This is a genomic window from Mesorhizobium australafricanum, assembly GCF_033977265.1.
GTDB lineage: Bacteria > Pseudomonadota > Alphaproteobacteria > Rhizobiales > Rhizobiaceae > Mesorhizobium > Mesorhizobium australafricanum.
In genome coordinates, this window is sequence record NZ_JAVIIT010000002.1 from 66,863 (window position 1) to 85,024 (window position 18,162).

12 protein-coding genes are annotated in these 18,162 nt (G+C 65.0%); 2 read left to right on the top strand and 10 right to left on the bottom strand.

From position 1 onward, the window contains the following. Positions 1–62: 62 nt before the first annotated feature. Both pepN and RFM98_RS03870 read left to right on the top strand, forming a co-directional pair. Positions 63–2,708, top strand: a complete 2,646-nt coding sequence (gene pepN, locus RFM98_RS03865) for an aminopeptidase N (RefSeq protein ID WP_320307600.1) — start codon at positions 63–65, stop codon at positions 2,706–2,708. A 296-nt stretch (positions 2,709–3,004) separates the two neighbouring features. Then, complete coding sequence (locus RFM98_RS03870; protein WP_320307601.1) at positions 3,005–5,326, top strand: PAS domain-containing sensor histidine kinase; 2,322 nt, start codon at positions 3,005–3,007, stop codon at positions 5,324–5,326. Positions 5,327–5,430: 104 nt separating this feature from the next. On the opposite strand, the gene RFM98_RS03875 is transcribed toward RFM98_RS03870, so the two are convergent. From RFM98_RS03875 to RFM98_RS03920, 10 genes are all read right to left on the bottom strand, one after another. Continuing rightward, positions 5,431–5,673 (bottom strand): exopolysaccharide production repressor protein, encoded by a 243-nt coding sequence (locus RFM98_RS03875; protein WP_320307602.1) that lies wholly within the window; start codon positions 5,671–5,673, stop codon positions 5,431–5,433. A gap of 243 nt (positions 5,674–5,916) precedes the next feature. Continuing rightward, positions 5,917–8,892, bottom strand: coding sequence for a bifunctional [glutamine synthetase] adenylyltransferase/[glutamine synthetase]-adenylyl-L-tyrosine phosphorylase (locus tag RFM98_RS03880; protein WP_320307603.1), 2,976 nt, complete (start codon positions 8,890–8,892; stop codon positions 5,917–5,919). Between the two features lie 11 nt (positions 8,893–8,903). Continuing rightward, positions 8,904–10,385, bottom strand: coding sequence for a sensor histidine kinase (locus RFM98_RS03885; protein ID WP_320307604.1), 1,482 nt, complete (start codon positions 10,383–10,385; stop codon positions 8,904–8,906). Positions 10,386–10,516: 131 nt separating this feature from the next. Next, positions 10,517–11,191 (bottom strand): response regulator transcription factor, encoded by a 675-nt coding sequence (locus RFM98_RS03890; RefSeq protein ID WP_095816191.1) that lies wholly within the window; start codon positions 11,189–11,191, stop codon positions 10,517–10,519. Between the two features lie 204 nt (positions 11,192–11,395). Next, a complete protein-coding gene (locus tag RFM98_RS03895; RefSeq protein ID WP_320307605.1) occupies positions 11,396–12,949 on the bottom strand; it encodes a Do family serine endopeptidase in 1,554 nt (517 codons plus the stop codon). Positions 12,950–13,409: 460 nt separating this feature from the next. Next, positions 13,410–13,874 carry a cytochrome c-type biogenesis protein gene (locus RFM98_RS03900; RefSeq protein ID WP_320307606.1) on the bottom strand — a complete coding sequence of 155 codons (465 nt, stop codon included), beginning with the start codon at positions 13,872–13,874 and terminating at the stop codon, positions 13,410–13,412. Beyond that, positions 13,871–15,853 (bottom strand): heme lyase CcmF/NrfE family subunit, encoded by a 1,983-nt coding sequence (locus tag RFM98_RS03905; RefSeq protein WP_320307607.1) that lies wholly within the window; start codon positions 15,851–15,853, stop codon positions 13,871–13,873. Before RFM98_RS03905 ends, RFM98_RS03900 begins: the two co-directional genes overlap by 4 nt. A gap of 2 nt (positions 15,854–15,855) precedes the next feature. Next, complete coding sequence (gene ccmE / locus RFM98_RS03910) at positions 15,856–16,296, bottom strand: cytochrome c maturation protein CcmE (RefSeq protein WP_320307608.1); 441 nt, start codon at positions 16,294–16,296, stop codon at positions 15,856–15,858. Between the two features lie 3 nt (positions 16,297–16,299). Then, positions 16,300–17,436, bottom strand: a complete 1,137-nt coding sequence (ccmI, locus tag RFM98_RS03915; RefSeq protein ID WP_320307609.1) for a c-type cytochrome biogenesis protein CcmI — start codon at positions 17,434–17,436, stop codon at positions 16,300–16,302. Between the two features lie 252 nt (positions 17,437–17,688). Then, positions 17,689–18,126 carry an RT0821/Lpp0805 family surface protein gene (locus RFM98_RS03920; RefSeq protein WP_320214341.1) on the bottom strand — a complete coding sequence of 146 codons (438 nt, stop codon included), beginning with the start codon at positions 18,124–18,126 and terminating at the stop codon, positions 17,689–17,691. Positions 18,127–18,162: the final 36 nt, after the last annotated feature.

The window sequence follows — 18,162 nt, forward strand, 5'->3', positions numbered from 1 at the left end:
TCAAAATTCTTGGACCAGCCAAGCCCGCTGGCCGACCGAAATCGACAGGAAAAGCACAAGGAATGCGCACAGATACCGGTCATGTCTTCAGGCTCGAGGACTATCGCCCCTGCGACTATCTCATCCCGAGGACCAGCCTCGACTTCCGCCTGTCGCCGGACGCGACCCATGTCACGGCGCTGCTCATCGTCGAACGGCGCGAGGGCGTCGCCGCCTCGGCGCCGCTGGTGCTCGACGGCGACGGGCTGACGCTGCTTGGCGTTGTTGTCGACGGACAAGCGCTCGCGGCCGGCGACTATGAGGCGACACCGGACCGGCTGACGATCCTGAAGCCGCCGGCGGCGCGGCGCTTCGAGCTTCGCCTGGAGACCGAGATCGCGCCGTCGCGCAACGAGGCGCTGATGGGCCTCTATCGCTCCAACAACGTCTATTGCACGCAATGCGAGGCCGAAGGCTTTCGCCGCATCACCTATTTCCTCGACCGTCCCGACATCCTGTCGGTCTACACCGTGCGCATCGAGGCTCCGCATAACGAGGCGCCGCTACTGCTTTCAAACGGCAATCCCGTCGAACGCGGCGCGCTTGCCAACGGCCGGCATTACGCGGTCTGGCACGACCCCTTCCCCAAACCCTCCTACCTCTTCGCGCTGGTGGCGGGCGCGCTCGGCAAGGTGGCGGGCAGCTTCACCACCATGTCCGGCCGCGAGGTCGAGCTCGGCATCTATGTCGAGCCTGGCAAGGAGCGGCTTGCCGGCTATGCGATGGACGCGCTGAAACGCTCGATGAAATGGGACGAGGAAGCCTTCGGCCGCGAATACGATCTCGACGTCTTCAACATCGTCGCCGTGTCGGACTTCAACATGGGCGCGATGGAGAACAAGGGCCTCAACGTCTTCAACGACAAATATGTGCTGGCCGACGAGGAGACCGCGACGGATGCCGATTTCGCCAATATCGAGGCGATCATCGCGCATGAATACTTCCACAATTGGACTGGCAACAGAATCACTTGCCGCGACTGGTTCCAGCTCTGCCTGAAGGAAGGGCTGACGGTTTACCGCGACCATGAATTCTCCGCCGACCAGCGCTCGCGGGCGGTGAAGCGCATCGCCGAGGTGCGCACATTGCGCGCGCACCAGTTCCCGGAAGACCAGGGGCCGCTGGCGCATCCGGTCAGGCCGCGGCGCTACCGCGAGATCAACAATTTCTACACGGCGACCGTCTACGAAAAGGGCTCGGAAGTGGTGCGCATGATCCGCACCATCCTCGGCCCTGAAACCTTCCGTGCGGGCATGGATCTCTATTTCGAGCGGCATGACGGCGAGGCCGCGACGATCGAGGAATTCCTCAAAGTGTTCGAAGACGTCTCCGGGCGGGACCTGGCGCAATTCGCGCTCTGGTATCACCAGGCCGGCACGCCGAACCTGACGGTGAGCTCGGCGCACAATGCCGCGGCAAAGGAGTTCACGCTGGAGATCGAACAGTCGGTGCCGCCGACGCCGTCGGAAAGCCGCAAGCGGCTGATGCATATTCCGCTGGCCTTCGGCCTGGTCGGCGCCAACGGCAAGCCTGTCGCCTGGGACACCGTCGAGGGCGCAACGGTGGATGACGGCGTCATCCATATCCGCAAGCGCCGGCACACGGTGCGCTTTTCGGGCGTTTCGGAACGGCCTTCGGTATCGCTCAACCGCGGCTTCTCGGCGCCGGTCACGCTGTCGGTGCAGCAGAAGGCCGACGACCAGTTCTTCCTCGCGGCACATGACAGCGACGCCTTCTCGCGCTGGCAGGCCTTCAACACGCTTTTGACCGACGCGCTGATCGCCGCCTTCCGCCAGATCCTCGGCGGCAGGGAACCCGCCTTCGCGGCGCGGCTCGCCGAGCTTGCCGGCAGGATCGCCGGCGACGAGGCGCTGGAGCCGGCCTACCGGGCGCTGGCGCTGGCGCTGCCCGGCGAAGCGGACATTGCGCGCGACATCGGCACGGGCATCGATCCCGACGCCATCTTTGCCGCGCGCGAGGCGCTGGCGCGGACGATCGCCGAGGCAAACCGCGAGGTTTTCCTGGCCCTCTATGACGGCCTTGCCGACAACAGTCCGTTCAGCCCGGACGCGGCGAGCGCCGGACGCAGGGCGCTCCGCAACATCCTGCTCGATTATCTGTCGCTGCTGGCGGACGGTGCGGGCCTCGCCGCGCGCCATTTCAATGCCGCCACCAACATGACCGACCGAGCCGCGGCGCTCGCCGTTCTGGCGTATCGCCATCCGGGCACGGCCGAGGCTGAAGAGGCGCTGGCCGCCTTCGAGGCCCGCTATCGCGGCGACGCGCTGGTACTCGACAAATGGTTCCAGATCCAGGCCGGTGTGCCCGGTGCCATGACCGTCGAGAAAGTACGCGGGCTCATGCAGCATCCGGCTTTCTCGATCGCCAACCCGAACCGGGTGCGTTCGTTGATCGGCACCTTCTCCAGCGCCAACCAGACCGGCTTCCACCGCCCCGACGGCGAAGGCTACCGCTTCTTCGCCGAGACGGTGCTGGAAGTCGAGAAGCGCAACCCGCAAGTGGCGGCGCGGCTGGCGACGGCACTGCGGTCCTGGCGCTCGCTGGAGCCTGGACGGCAGGTCAAGGCCAAGCAGGCGCTGATCGATATCGCCAAGGCCGAGAACCTGTCGGCCGACCTGCGCGATATAGTGGAGCGGACGCTGGCTTAGCGCCCTTCCCTTCTCCCCTTGTGGGAGAAGGTGGATCGGCGCGCAGCGCCGAGACGGTTGAGGGGTGTTGGAAGAAATGAGACGCCGGCATTCCCTGGAGCACCCCTCATCCGGCCGCTTCGCGGCCACCTTCTCCCACAAGGGGAGAAGGGAAAAAGACAAATTTCAATCAACTTTTAATCTTTTTTGGCCGCGCCTCTGGACAAGGCGAATCACCTTTGATTCTTTAATGGCGATTCGGGCGTGCGGCGTTAGCCGGATCATCCAAGTATACGGCAGATCGGGGAGTGCCATTTATGGCGAAGGCGGACGCGTGGGGCGCGCCCGGAGGGAAGGCTTTTGCGCGTCGCAAGGCAAGGAGCGATGGACTTGCCGGCAATACGCGCCTGATCGCCGAACCCACCTATCAGCGGCTCTTGGCCGCCGAGCCGCTGCTGCGCAGGTCGATCCCGGCGCTGATCGTCGTTTTCCTCATCGTCATCGCGGCATTGCGCTTCCTGTCGCTGATGAACGAGCATGACGAGATCGAGCGCGACGCCAAGGCGGTGCTGGCGCTGGCGGCCGGCCAGATGGCGCAGGCGATCACCGCGGACCCCAACGCGGCCGGCGCCAATGCCATAGGCCTCCTGGAAAGCACCAGCCGCCAGGGCGCCATGAGCCGAGCCCATGTGCTCGCCATCACCGACGCCTCCTTCAAGGTCATCGCCGTCTCGCCATCGTCGACGGGCTGGCAGGGCCGCACGCTCGACGGTCTCGTGCTGGGCGGCCAGCCGCTGTTCATGTTCGGCGACGATGCCGGCGTGATGGATGTCAGCATCGGCGGACAGGACTGGTTTGCCGCCGTCAGCCTCACCGGCGACCGCAGACACGCGGCGGCCGTGCTGGTGCCGCAGGAAGCGGTGTTCGACAGCTGGCGGAAGTCGATGTCGCTCAACGTCACGCTGTTCGTGCTGACGGCGGGCGTGCTGATCGTCATCCTATACGCCTATTTCGGCCAGGCGGCGCGCGCCCAGGCGGCGGACCGCATCTACCTCGAGGCGCATCAGCGCATCGACATGGCGCTGGTACGCGGCCGCTGCGGCCTGTGGGACTGGGACATGGTGCGCGGCAAGATGTACTGGTCGCGCTCGATGTACGACATGCTGGGCTATGAGCCTTGCGATGCGATGCTCTCCTTCGGTGAGGTCGACGAGATCATCCACCCCGAAGATGGCGACCTGTTCGAGCTTGCCAACCGCATCGTCGAACGCGAGATCGACCATATCGACCAGGTCTTCCGCATGCGCCACGCCGACGGACAGTGGGTGTGGATGCGGGCCCGCGCCCAGGTGATCGACCCGGAGGCGCCGGAGATCCAGCTGATCGGCATCGCCGTCGACGTCACCGAGCAGCGGCACTTGGCGCTGCGTTCGGAAGCGGCCGACATGCGGCTCAGGACCGCGATCGAGAACATCAACGAATCCTTCGTGCTGTGGGATGCCGCCGAGCGGCTGATCATGTGCAACTCGAAGTTCCAGAAGGACAACGGGCTGTCTGACCGCGATGTCGTGCCGGGCGTCGTTCGCGACGCGCTGGAGGAGCGGATGCTGGCCTTCGCCTCGGAGCGCAGGCTTGCCAACGCCAACGGGCCGCATGGCGGCATTACGCTCGAGCGCCAGCTTGCCGACGGCCGCTGGCTGCAGGTCAACGAGCTCAGGACCCGCGACGGCGGCGTCGTCTCGGTCGGTTCCGACATCACCCAGATCAAGCTGCATCAGGAAAAGCTGGTCGACAGCGAGCGCCGGCTGATGGCGACGATCCACGATCTCAGCCTTGCACGGCGCGCCGAGGAGGAACGCGCCAGCGAACTGGTCGAGCTCAACCGCAAATACATGAAGGAAACCGAGCGAGCCGAGGCGGCCAACCGCGCGAAGTCGGAGTTCCTCGCCAACATGTCGCATGAATTGCGCACGCCGCTCAACGCCATCATCGGCTTCTCCGAGTTGATGGAGCAGGGCCTGTTCGGGCCACTCGGCTCCGAGCGCTACGAGGAATACGCAGCCGACATCAACGGCAGCGGCAAATACCTGCTCGGCGTCATCAACGACATCCTCGACATGTCGAAGATCGAGGCCGGCCAGTTCTCGCTCGACCGCGAGGAGATCGATCTCTGCCCGCTGATCAAGGAGACGGTGCGGGTGATCTCGCTGCAGGCGGCGGAGAAGTCGATCAATGTCGAGACGCGCATCGCCGACTCGATGCGGCTCTACGCCGACCGCCGCGCGATCAAGCAGATCGCCATCAACCTGCTCTCCAACGCCGTGAAGTTCACCGGTCAGGGCGGCAAGATCACGGTCAGGGCACGCAACACCTCGGGGGCGCTGCTGCTCACCATCGAGGACAATGGCTGCGGCATTCCCAAGCAGGCGCTGAGCAAGCTCGGCCGGCCGTTCGAGCAGGTGCAGAACCAGTTCTCCAAGAACCACACCGGCTCGGGCCTCGGCCTCGCCATCTCGCGCTCACTGGCCGAGTTGCAGGGCGGCGCGCTGAAGATCCGCTCGACCGAAGGCGTCGGCACCATCGTATCGGTGCGCATTCCGCTGAAGAAGTCGCCGCCCGTAGTGAAGGCGGCGGCTTAAAGCGCGTCGCGCTGAACCGGATTCAGGCGACGCGCTTCCGGCTTGCCCCCCGGGCCGGTCAGGGCGGCAGTCAGTCAAACCCACCCCAACGGATTGTCGGGCCGCTAAACTGGACCGGTAGGGTTTAAATCATTTGCTGCTGCAGATGCCGGACTTGCATCGGCGCCTTTCGATGCCCGTCTATGGATCAAGCTGACGACCAGACCGATATATCCGACCTGCAGAATGATCATGGTCAGGATTGCCCATCCAAGCACCGCCCAGACAGAACCAGTTTCGTTGTAAGCCCAGATCGCCACGGTGAATGACGTCGTGAACATGCCTACCAAAAATTTCGGAAGATCCATAATTGCCCAGCGCCCCAATGCATGGCGATTCAGGCGGCCTTCAAATCAGCCGTTAAGAACCCGCCGCTCCATTTGCGAAGCGGCGGGGCCCCCCATCGTCGGGGTGATGGTTGACCCCGGCATTGCTGACAATGCAATTGCGGTGCCAGACCCATTGACCCATTACGGGACACCTCCGCCAATGGTGCAAGACCGGATCGACGATTAATATTAACTGTGGCTAATGTGCCACCTGGGGGAATCTCACGGCGACAATGCGGTTGATGGCGACGCTCCCGCGCGAAGCAGATGGTCGAAGTCCTTCCTGACCTTCCGCGACGTCTCCTTGAGATGCGCTTCCAGCACCCCGAAATCCGGCAGGTCGGTGACCGCCAGAAGCAGGTCCGAAAGCCCCGGCGGGACATCGTCACGCTGGAACTCGCCGGTGAGGCAAAGCCTGATCATCTGGGTCAGCGCCAGATAGAGCCGGTAGGCATCGCTGAGCTGCTGCCGGATATCGGCTGCGGCGAAGCCTGGCGCCAGCCGCGCCAGCACCTCGGCCGTCGCGGTTACGCGGCGACCTGCTTCGACATTGCCGGTGATGACCGCGACCTGGGCGATGAATTCGAGGTCGATGAGCCCGCCAGGGATCAGCTTGATGTCCCAGAGGTCGCGCGGCGGCTTCTCCTTCTCGATCAGCGCCCGCATGTCCGAGGCTTCGGCCTTCACCTTGGCGGCATCGCGCGGCTGCGCCAGCACCGCCGCCACCTCGTCATCGAGTTCGGCGCAGAGTTCGGCATCGCCGCCGATGGCGCGGGCTCTTGCCAGCGCCATGTGTTCCCAGGTCCAGGCATCCTGGCGCTGATATTTCTTGAACGCGTCGATATGGGTGGCGACCGGACCCTTGTTGCCTGAGGGGCGCAGGCGCAGGTCCAGTTCATAGAGCACGCCTTCGGCCGTCGGCGCCGAGACGGCGGCGATCAGGCGCTGCGTCATGCGGGTATAGTAATGCGAAGGCGCCAGCGGCTTCTCGCCGTCGGAGTCCTCGGCATCGGCATCATGGTCGTAGAGCAGGATGAGATCGACATCCGAACCGGCCGTGAGCTCGCGGCTGCCGAGCTTGCCCATGCCGAGCAGTGCCACCCTGCCCCCGGCGATCCTGCCATGGCGCAGCGCGAATTCGGCGATCACCGCTTGAAGTGCCGCCTCGATGGTGAGGTCGGCAAGGTCGGAGAAGGCGCGGCCGGCGCGTGCCGGATCGATCGAGCCGGCGAGCAGGCGCACGCCGATCAGAAATTTCTGCTCGGAGGCGAAGATGCGCAGACGGTCGAGCACGCCCTCATAGCCGCGATCGCCCTCGATGAAGGCGGCAAGCCGCGCCGAGAGGTAGGCGCGTTCAGGCAGTTCGGTGAGCAGCGCCGGATCGAGCAGGCCGTCAAAGACATGCGGGCGACGCGTGATGATGGCCGCCAGCCTCGGCGCCGCGCCCATAATCGTCGCCATCAGCTTGAGCAACGCCTGGTTCGACTGCAGCAGCGAGAAAAGCTGGATGCCCGCCGGCAGGCCGGCGAGGAACTCGTCGAAGCGCATCAGCGCCTCGTCGGCGCGCCGCGTCTGGCCGAAGGCCTTGAGCAGCGCCGGCGTCAATTCCGTCAGCCGCTCGCGGGCCTCCGCCGAGCGGGTGACGCGGTAGCGGCCGAAATGCCAGCCGCGGATGACGCGGCAGATGTCGCTCGGCCGCTGGAAGCCCAGGCGATCCAGCGTCTGCAGCGTGTCGGGATCGTCGACATCGCCGGTGAAGACCAGATTGCCGACGCCCGCCGAAAGCTCGGGCGCCGTTTCGAACAGCGCCGCATAGTGGCGCTCGACTTGCTGCAGCGCGCCGCGGAAGGCCTCGGTGAATTCCGCCTCGCCGGCAAAGCCCAGCATCAGCGCGATACGCTTCAGCTCCTCGTCGCTGTCCGGCAGGATGTGCGTCTGCTCGTCCGCCACCATCTGGATGGCGTGTTCGACACGGCGCAGGAACCAGTATTGGCGGGTAAGCGCATCGCGGGCATCGGCGGTGATCCAGCCGCGCGCGGCCAACGCTGCCAGCATCGGCACCGTCTCGCGGCCGCGCAGTTCCGCGAAGCGGCCGCCGGCGATGAGCTGCTGGGTCTGAACGAAGAACTCGATCTCGCGGATGCCGCCGCGGCCGAGCTTGACGTTGTGGCCCTTCACCGCGATCTCGCCATGGCCTTTGTGGGCATGGATCTGGCGCTTGATCGAATGGACGTCGGCGATCGCCGCATAGTCCATGTATTTGCGCCAGACATAAGGCTGCAGTTCCTTGAGAAAGGCCGCGCCCGCGTCAAGGTCGCCGGCGACCGGCCGCGCCTTGATCATGGCGGCGCGCTCCCAGTTCTGGCCGCGCGCCTCGTAATAGCGAAGCGCCGCCTCGACCGGGATCGCCAGCGGCGTCGAGCCGGGATCGGGGCGGAGCCTCAGATCGGTGCGGAAGACATAGCCATGCTCGGTGCGGTCCTGCAGGATACGCACGAGACGACGGGTGAGCCGGGAGAACAGCTCGGTCGCGTCGAGCGGATCGATGACGGCCAGCGCCTCCGGCTCGAAGAAGACGACAAGGTCGATGTCGGAGGAAAAGTTCAGCTCGTGCGCGCCAAGCTTGCCCATGCCGAGCAGGATCCAGCCTGAATCCCTGGCAGGCTCGGCCGGATGCGGCAGCTTGAGCTTGCCTTGCTGGTGCGCGTCAAGCAGCAGGAAATCGACGGCGGCGCATGTACAGGCGCCGGCAAGATCGCTGAGGCGTCGCACCGTCACCGAGGTCTCCGCCTCGCCTGAAAGATCGGCCAGCGCGATCAGGAAATGCGCTTCGGTCTTCCATTGCCGCAGCGCCATCATAAGGCTCGATTCCGAGGCATCATCCGCCTTGGCCGCCCCGCCGATCGCTTCGCCTATGGCGCCGAGCCGCGCCTCGATCGTCTGGTCGAACAGCGTGTCGAGAATTGCCGGCTGGCGGCGCGCTACATCGCGCAGGAAGGGCGAGAGGTCGAAGACTGCCGCCAGCAGGTCCTGCGGCGGCCCCTCGCCCGCCAGGAATGCAGCGAGCCGGGAAAGGCCCTCTTCCTCGGCGGCATCGGCAATTTCCGACAATTCGCGCCGGGCATGATCCGCATCCAGGGGGCGGAGCGTCAATGTCGGGCTAAGCCGCCATTCGGATTCGACTTTCTTCTTCGCCATGGTCCTCGCCATCAATGCGCCTCCCGTAACGGGAAACTCATGACCACGGACAATCCGGGATTGGCGGGCAAAAGATCAAGCCTGCCGTTGTGGAAAGTCATGATTGCCTTGGCGAGGCTGAGGCCCAGGCCAGAGCCCGGTTGCGAGCGGCTCTTTTCCAGCCGCACGAAGCGCTCGGTGGCCCGGGCGCGATCGGCGTCGTCGGGAATACCGTGGCCGTTGTCGGTGACGGTAAGCTTGATCTCGCTTCCGGCGCGCTCCAGCGCTACCCGCACCTTCGGCGTCTCGGCAGCGTCGGTCGAGTATTTGATTGCATTGTCGACGATATTGGACAGCGCCTGGCCGATCAGCTCGCGGTTGCCGTTGATCGTAAGGGCCTCGGGCACGGTCGCTTCCAGCGCGACGCCCGCTTCCTCGGCCACCGGCTCATAGAGCTCGACGACGTCGCTCACCGTCGCGGCGAGGTCGACGGGACTGGTCTGTTCCGAGGAATAGCCAGCCTCCAGGCGCGAAATCATCAGGATGGCGTTGAACGTCTTGATGAGCTGGTCTGATTCCGTGATCGTGCCTTCCAGCGCCTGGCGGTAGTCTTGCGTCTTGTGCCTGCCGGCAAGCGTTGCCTCGGCGCGGTTGCGCAGCCTGGTCAGCGGCGTCTTCAGATCATGAGCGATGTTGTCGGAAACCTGCTTCAGCCCCTCATTCAACATGGCGATCCTCGCCAGCATCGAATTGAGGTTTTCCGACAGGCGGTCGAATTCGTCGCCGGCGCCGGTGACCGGCAACCGTCCGGACAAGTCGCCGCCCATGATACGGCGGCTTGCGTCCGAGACGCCGTCGATGCGCTTCAACGCCGCGCGTCCGACAAAGAACCAGATCAGGAAGCCGCCCAAGCCCATCATGCCAAGCGCCAGCGTCAGCGCGCGGCTGATGACGGCGCGGAAGCGCTCGGGTTCGCCGAGGTCGCGGCCGACCAGCATGATCATCTGATTGGGCAGTCGCAGCACCAGCGCGATCGCGTTGTGGCCCTTTTCCCCGGTGGACTGGGGACTATTGCCCTCGTTGGCCGGAGGCGTGGGCTGGTCCGTATTGCCGCTGCTGCGCAGCCGATCGAGCTCGCCCTCGCCGAAGCGCTGGTAGGAAAACGGGTCCGTCGTCCAGCCTTCGGTCTCGATGACCCCCGGCTCCAGGCTCTGCACATTGCCGGTCAGGATCTGGCCGTTGGCGTCGGCGATCAGATAGAGATTGGCGCCAGGCTGTCGCGAGCGGTTTTCAACCACGCGCACAAGCACCGGCAGGCCGCCGCGCTGATAGGCTTGAGCCAGCCCCAGCACCTCGTCGTTGATGGTCTCCTGCGTCTGCGCGGTCAGCATGCGCGCCGACAGCGACGTCATGTAGAAGACAAGCAACACCGCGCAGAGCGCGAAAAGCAGAAGATAAAGCGCCGAGAGCCGCGCCGCCGTCGTCTTCATGATGGCCGGCAGGGATAATGCCATATCGGGCTCTTAGATCAGGACGACGATTTTTTGAATCGTCATTCTGATCTAACCCTTTGTTGTAACATGATATTTTCCGAAAACCGGTCCCCACTTTTTGCGTTCGCTGACCTTCGCTCCGGGGGCATGCTCTACCCGCCTTTCAGCATGTAGCCGGCGCCGCGGATCGTATGCAGGATAGGCTTGTCGAAGCCTTTTTCGATCTTGCCGCGCAGGCGCGAGACGTGGACGTCGATGACGTTGGTCTGCGGGTCGAAGTGATAGTCCCAGACATTTTCCAGAAGCATGGTGCGCGTCACCACCTGGCCGGCATGACGCATCAGATATTCGAGCAGGCGAAACTCGCGCGGCTGCAGCGTGATCTCGCGGCCGGCACGCCTGACCGAATGCGACAGCCGGTCGAGCTCGAGATCGCCGACGCGGTAGACGGTCTCGGATTCGCGCGCGCCGGCGCGGCGGTTCAGCACCTCGACGCGGGCGAGCAGTTCAGAAAAGGCGTAGGGCTTGGTAAGGTAATCGTCGCCGCCGGCGCGCAGTCCGGTGACGCGGTCGTCGACCTCGCCCAGCGCCGACAGGATCAGCACCGGCGTGGTGTTGCCGCGCGAGCGAAGTGCCGCGATCACCGACAGGCCATCGCGGCGCGGCATCAGGCGGTCGACCACCATCACGTCATAATCGCCGGCGTCGGCAAGCGCGAAGCCGGTCTCGCCGTCGCCGGCGACATGAGCGGTATGGCCCGCCTCGGCGAAGGCTTTCTGCAAGTAGTCCGCTGCCTCGCGATCGTCTTCCATGACGAGAATCTTCATGGGACCGTTATACGCGATTTCACTGGAAGTTTGAGGGGCAGCCATTCTTGTTGCCTTCAAGTTAAAGCGGCAGCGGGTGATGGGAAACCCGCTGCCGCCAGGAGCGAAAACACGGTGACTGACTTACGTGCTCGGCCCCATGTTTTCCCGGTGGCGGCTCGGGGGTGTTGATACCGCCACAGGGAAAAGCTGAACGCTGAGCTGTCAGCCCTTGCCGACCGGGAGCGCCACGAAGCGGTTCGAGTCGTCGCGGGTGATCTGCATCAGCACCGCCTTGCGGCCGGCCTTGGCGGCATCCGTCATCGCCTTCGACACGTCGTCGGTGGTGTTCACATCGTTCGAGTTGATCGAGGTGATGACGTCGCCGGGCTGGATGCCGCGGTCGGCCGCGTCGCTGTCGGGATCGACATCGGTGACCACGAGGCCCTTGCCGTTTTCCGCCTTGGTGACGGTGAGGCCGAGATCGGCCAGCGTGTCGGCCTTGGCGGCGGGCGCCGACTGCTTGTTGTTGTCGTCGTTCGAGGCCTGCTTGTCGCTTGCCGGCAGCGTGCCGAGATCGACCTTGACCGTCTCGCCCTTGCCGTTGCGCCAGACGGTGAGATCGACCGATTTGCCCGGCGCGAATGCGCCGATCATGCGGGCGAGCTCCTTCGGCGAGGCGACATCCTTGCCGTCGACCTGGGTGATGACGTCACCGGCGACGATGCCCGCCTTCTTGCCCGGGCCGGCATCCTGGGCGCTCGAGACCAGCGCGCCCTTGTCCGACTTCAGGCCGAGCGACTCGGCGATGTCGGAGGTGACCGGCTGGATCTCGACCCCGAGCCAGCCGCGCTGGACCGAACCGCTCTTCATCAGGTCCTGGACGACCTGCTTGGCGGTCGAGGCCGGGATGTCGAAGGCAATGCCGACGCTGCCGCCCGACGGCGAGAAGATGGCGGTGTTGATGCCGATCACCTGGCCGTTGAGATTGAAGGTCGGGCCACCCGAATTGCCGCGGTTGACCGAGGCGTCGATCTGCAGGAAGTCGTCATAGGGGCCGGCGCCGATGTCACGGCCACGCGCCGAGACAATGCCGGCGGTGACGGTGCCGCCGAGACCGAACGGATTGCCGACGGCAACCACCCAGTCGCCGATGCGGACTTTTGAATCGTCGGCGAAGTCGACATAGGTGAACTTGCTGCCGCCGTCGACCTTCAGCACGGCGAGATCGGTGCGCGGATCGGTGCCGATCAGCTTGGCGTCGAGCTCCTTGCCGTCATTGGTGACGACGCTGAAGTCCGAGCCTTCCGAGACCACGTGGTTGTTGGTGACCAAGTAGCCGTCCTCGGAGATGAAAAAGCCCGAGCCTTGCGCCACCGGGCGCGGCTGGCCATTGCCATGGTCGCGGTGGTTGAAGTGACGCTGGCCGAACTGGCCGCCCTGACCTTGATCGCCAAAGCCGCGGAACTGCTTGAAGAATTGGCGCAGTTGCGGATTGTCGGGCAGGTTGTCGAAGCCATCCTGATCGTCGGAGCCGTCGTCGGCCGTCGGCTGGATCTTGGCCTTGACCTTGACGCTGACCACAGCCGGCGAGACATGCTCGACGACGTCGGCGAAACTCGGCATCTGCGGGGCTTCGACGCGCACGGCATCGGCGAGCACAGGCGCGGTGCCGGTGGCAAGCGCGCCCGCGCCCACAGCACCAATAACGGCAAGGGACGCTGCGGCCGCCATCAGGCGCTTTCGGGTGCTGGAAAATGAATTGGGGGCGTTGTTCATGGGGTTTCTTATCCTCTATCGAAGCGGATGCGCTCAGGCGAAGCATCCTCGGGCAAGAGGATTAGAGAGCCGCACATTACGGCGCCATTTCCGGTACATGAAAGTTTTGTAATGTTGGGGATTGGTATCGATGCGTGAGATCACGAGGTTTCAAAATGACCACAGGCCATAACAACCAAACTCGAGTCTCAGTCGATTGGGAGACCAAGATGATCAAAGGGATCAAGCGCGGGATCGTCGACGCAAAGGTGGGCCGCGTGGTGCCTCACAAGGCGGCAATGACGGAAATCGACGCGGTGATCGAAGCCGAGCGGACACGCAAGGAGTAAAGCATGCCGCCCTTGGAGATTGGCGGATACCTCCGTGACGTCGTCATTCCAGGGTCTGCGCGCGTCGCTTCGCGCCTTGCTCCGCCCAGGAATGACGATCACGGGGCGAGTTGCAGCCAATCATCATGGCGCTAATCGCGCAGCATCTTATCCAGCGCGGCCTGCTCCTCGGCGCTCAGAGTGCTCTCCGATGCCGGGCGGCGCGAGCGGGCGCTGATGATAATGAACAGGCCGCCGGCCAGAAGCAGGAGCACCGGCGTGCCCCACAGAAGCGCGTTGCGCAGGCTGAAGCGCGGTTTGAGCAGCACGAACTCGCCATAACGCGAGACGATGTAATCCATCACCTGCTGGTCGGTGTCGCCGGCGACGAGACGCTGGCGCACGAGGATGCGCAGGTCGCGGGCAAGGTCGGCGTCGGATTCGTCGATCGACTGGTTCTGGCAGACCATGCAGCGCAGGCCTTCCGAGAGCGTGCGCGCCCTCGCCTCCAAGGCCGGGTCCTGCAACACTTCGTCGGGCTTCACCGCCTGTGCCGCGCCGGCAAAGACCAGAATCAGCAGCAGAACCAGCGAGGCGAGTGAAAATCCTGCCCTCATGTCGGGCTCGCCAACACGGCCGCCGGCTTGCGCCGCTTTGCCGGCGCGCCGACGCGCAGGCGGCGGTCGAGCAACGACATGGCCGCGCCCGCCATCATCACCAGGCCGCCGCCCCAGATCAGCGTCACCAGCGGCTTCCACCACAGGCGCACGACGACGGAGCCGTCCTTGTTCTCGTCGCCGAGCGACAGATAAAGCTGGCTCAAGCCAAGCGTCCTGATGCCGGACTCGGTCGTCACCGTCTGCCGGACCGGATAGAAGCGTTTTGCCGAGGTGATTTCGCCAGCCGCGTTGCCATCTGAGATCAGCAGGAAGCGGCCTCGATCCTCGGTGAAGTTCGGGCCTTTCTGCGGAAACAACCCCTCGAAGCGCAGCGTGTGGCCGGAAAGCTCCACCGTCTCGCCAGGGCGCATCGAGAGGATTTTTTCGGTGCCGAAGCAGAGCGTGCCGACGATGCCGAGCAAGGTCAGCCCAAGGCCGAGATGGGCAAGCGCCGTGCCGAAGACCGAGCGCGGCAGGCCAGCGAAGCGGCGAAGCATGAGGGCCGGCGCCACGGAGCCGACACCGGATTTGACGGCAAGGTCGGTCAGCGCGCCGGCGACCAGCCAAACGGCGAGGCCGATGCCAAGTGCGGCAAAGACCGAGGCGCCGTTGATGAACAGGCCGGTGACGAGCATCGCGGCGATCGCCAGCGCAAAGGCCGCCATCAGGCGCTGCGAGGCGGCAATCACGTCGCCGCGCTTCCAGGCAAGCAGCGGGCCGAAGGGCACGATCGCCAGGAGCGGCAGCATCAACGGGCCGAAGGTCAGGTCGAAGAAGGGTGCGCCGACGGAGATCTTGCCGCCGGTCAGCGCCTCCAGCGCCAGCGGGTAGAGCGTGCCGACCAGCACTGTCGCAGTGGCCGTGGTGAGAAAAAGGTTGTTCAGCACCAGCGCGCCTTCGCGCGAGATCGGGTGGAACAGGCCGCCCGCCGTCAGCCGCGACGCACGCAGCGCAAACAGCGTCAACGAACCGCCGATGAACAGCGTCAGGATGCACAGGATGAAGACGCCGCGCGCCGGATCGGTGGCGAAGGCATGCACGGAAGTCAGCACGCCGGAACGCACCAGGAAGGTGCCGAGCAGCGACAGCGAGAAGGTGAGGATGGCCAAGAGCAGCGTCCAGATCTTCAGCGCCGAGCGCTTCTCCATGACGATGGCCGAATGGAGCAGCGCCGTGCCGGCAAGCCAAGGCATGAAGGAGGCGTTCTCGACCGGATCCCAGAACCAGAAGCCGCCCCAGCCGAGCTCGTAATAGGCCCAGTAGGAACCCATGGCGATGCCGCCGGTGAGGAACATCCAGGCGACGAGCGTCCATGGCCGCACCCAGCGCGCCCAGGAGGCGTCGATGCGGCCTTCGATCAGCGCCGCGACCGAGAAGGAAAAGCAGATCGAAAAGCCGACATAGCCGAGATAGAGCATCGGCGGATGGATGGCGAGGCCGAGATCCTGCAGGACCGGGTTGAGGTCGCGTCCCTCGATCGGCGCCGGATTGAGGCGGATGAAGGGATTGGACGTCGCCAGGATGAAGAGGAAGAAGGCGGCGCCGATCATGCCTTGCACGGCCAGCACATTGGCCTTGAGCGTCGCCGGCAGATTGTTGCCGAAGACCGCGACCAGCGCGCCGAAGAAGGTCAGGATCAGCACCCACAGCAGCATCGAGCCTTCGTGGTTTCCCCAAGTGCCGGTGATCTTGTAGATCATCGGCTGCAGCGAATGGGAATTCTCCCAGACGCTAGCCACCGAGAAGTCGGAGCCGGCATAGGCGCTCGCGAGCGCCGCAAAGGACAGCGCGGTAAGCGCAAAGCCGGCGACCGTGACGGAACCGCCGACCGCCATCAGCCGCTGATTGCCCGTGCGGGCGCCGACGAGCGGCACCAGCATCTGCACTAGCGACAGCGCGAAGGCGAGGACGAGGGCGAAATGTCCGGTCTCTACCATCGTCAGTTGGTGCTTTCCTGCCAGACACCCTTGGCCTTCAGGCCATCGGCGACTTCCTTGGGCATGTAACGCTCGTCATGCTTGGCCAGAACGCTGTCGGCGACGAAGACGCCGTCGGGACCGAAGGCGCCCTCGGTGATGACGCCCTGCTCCTCGCGGAACAGATCGGGCAGGATGCCGGTATAGGTGACCTTGACCGACTTCTGCGTGTCAGTGACCCAGAAGGCGACGGTGGCGCCCTGCCCGCGCATGATGGTTCCCTTCTCGACGAGACCGCCGAGCCGTATGCGCTGACCGGGCGGCACGCTTGCGGCGGCGAGATCGGCGGGCATGTAGAAATAGGACGCCTTCTGGCCGAGCGCATAGAAGGTGAGGCCGGCAGCGGCGCCGAGGAACGCCAGCCCCGCCAGGATCACCGACAATCGCTTCTGCTTGCGCGTCATCGCCTACTCCGTCGCCGTCACGCCGAGCGAGGCGGCGAAGGCGGTGAATTTCTTGGCTTGTTCGCTGTCCGCCCCAAAGGAGGCGACAGCACGGCCGAGCGCGTCGCGCGCCTGGTCTGACTTGCCGAGCACGACATAGGAACGAATGAGACGCATCCATCCTTCCTCGTCGCGAGGGTTCTGTTTCAATTTGTCGTCGAGCCCGGCGACCATGGTCTCGATCATCGCCTGCCGGTCCTGCGGCGACATCTGCTGGGCGGCTTCCATCTGTTGCGCATCCGGCCCGTTTGCCGACGTGCCCGCAGCGACCGCCGGCGCGCCCGCCTCGCCAAGCGCCTGCTGGACGGCATTGCGCCATGGCGAATCCGGCGCGAGCTGGCCGAGCATCTTTTGCCAGGCGGCAACAGCCTCGGCCTTCCTGCCTTCCTGCGCAAGGCCGACCGCCAAGTAGAAATTCGCCTTGGCGTTGGCCGGATCGAGCTTCAGGGCCGCCTCGAAGGCGTTTTGGGCGTCGGCCGAAACGATGCCGCCGGCAGCACTTGCGATCGCCTCGCCGAGGCCCGACTGGCGCACCGCGCTGTCGCCGTCGAGGCGAATGGCGTTGCGATAGGCGGTCACGGCGTCGGGAAAGCGCTGCAGGCGAAGATAGATCGGCGCCAGCACGTCCCAGCCTTTGCCGTCCGACGGATTGGCGGCAAGATGCGCCTCGGCGCGCGCGACCAGCTCGTCGACCGAGGAATCGGCCGGGTTCTTGGCGAGACGCTCGGCCAGCGGCTGCGAAGGCAGGTCGGGAGAGCCGAGAATGCCGTAAAGCCCCCAGCTCAGCAGGGGAACGGCAAGCACGGCCACGCTGGCGACCAGTCTGGCGCTGCGCGAGGGCTTGAGCGTTGCCGCGCCCGGTCGCTCAGTCGCACCGAGACGCAGGATGCGCCGGGCGATCTCGGCGCGCGCCTCTTCGGCCTCCCCCGGCTGGATCAGGCCGCGCGCCGTGTCGCGGTCGAGCTCGGAAAGCTGGTCGCGATAGACTTCGAGGTCGTGATCGCCAGCCGGCGACGCGCCCTTCATGCCGCCGGTGAGCGGCAACAGCACCGCCAGGCTGGCGCCCAGCGTGAGGATTGCGGCTATGACCCAGAACAGCATGGTTCTTCCAATAAAGGCAGAGTCCCGCCCTGCCAACACAAGCGTAGTGCGACGCTTTGGCGGCATATCGACCGCCTGACCTTGATCGACGTCAACCTGACCGAATAATGAGGCTGGCCCGGTTTCCTTCTGGAGCGTTTCACCGTTTCACGGAAACGGCGAACCGCGCTATCTCCTTGTCTTGACGCAATTCCGAACGGAAGGCTACGGCGAAGCCGAGCCTAACCGCTGCGCACTTTTCCTGAAATTGCGCTAGGTCAGCGGCGTCCAGCTGCCGTCGGCATTGCGGCAGGCGGTGCCGCGCGCGGTGACACCCGCGCCGCTGGTGTAGACGGTGTGGGTATACTGGCGGCAATCCTGCGAGCCGACACGGTAAGGCTGGGCGGCGACGACCTCGCCATAATGGGAGGCGTTGTCGCTCTTCCACGTCACCTTCTGGCCGCTGGTGTTGTATTCCAGCGCCTTGTACTCCGCTTCCAGCCCCTTGCGCTTTTCGGCATCGCTGAGGCCCGAGCCGATCGATCCGCCGATAAGCCCGCCATTCATGGCCGAGACGATGCCTGTCGACACCTTGCCGCCGGTCGGCGGCGTGGAAACGGGCGTGACCGGAGAGCCTGGCCCGCCCCTGCCCAGCGTCGTGCAGCCGGAAACGGCGAGCAGGGCGGAAACGAGCGCGACGCGGATCTTCATGCCAACAACCGGTTCTCTTGAGCGGGACGAGCTTCT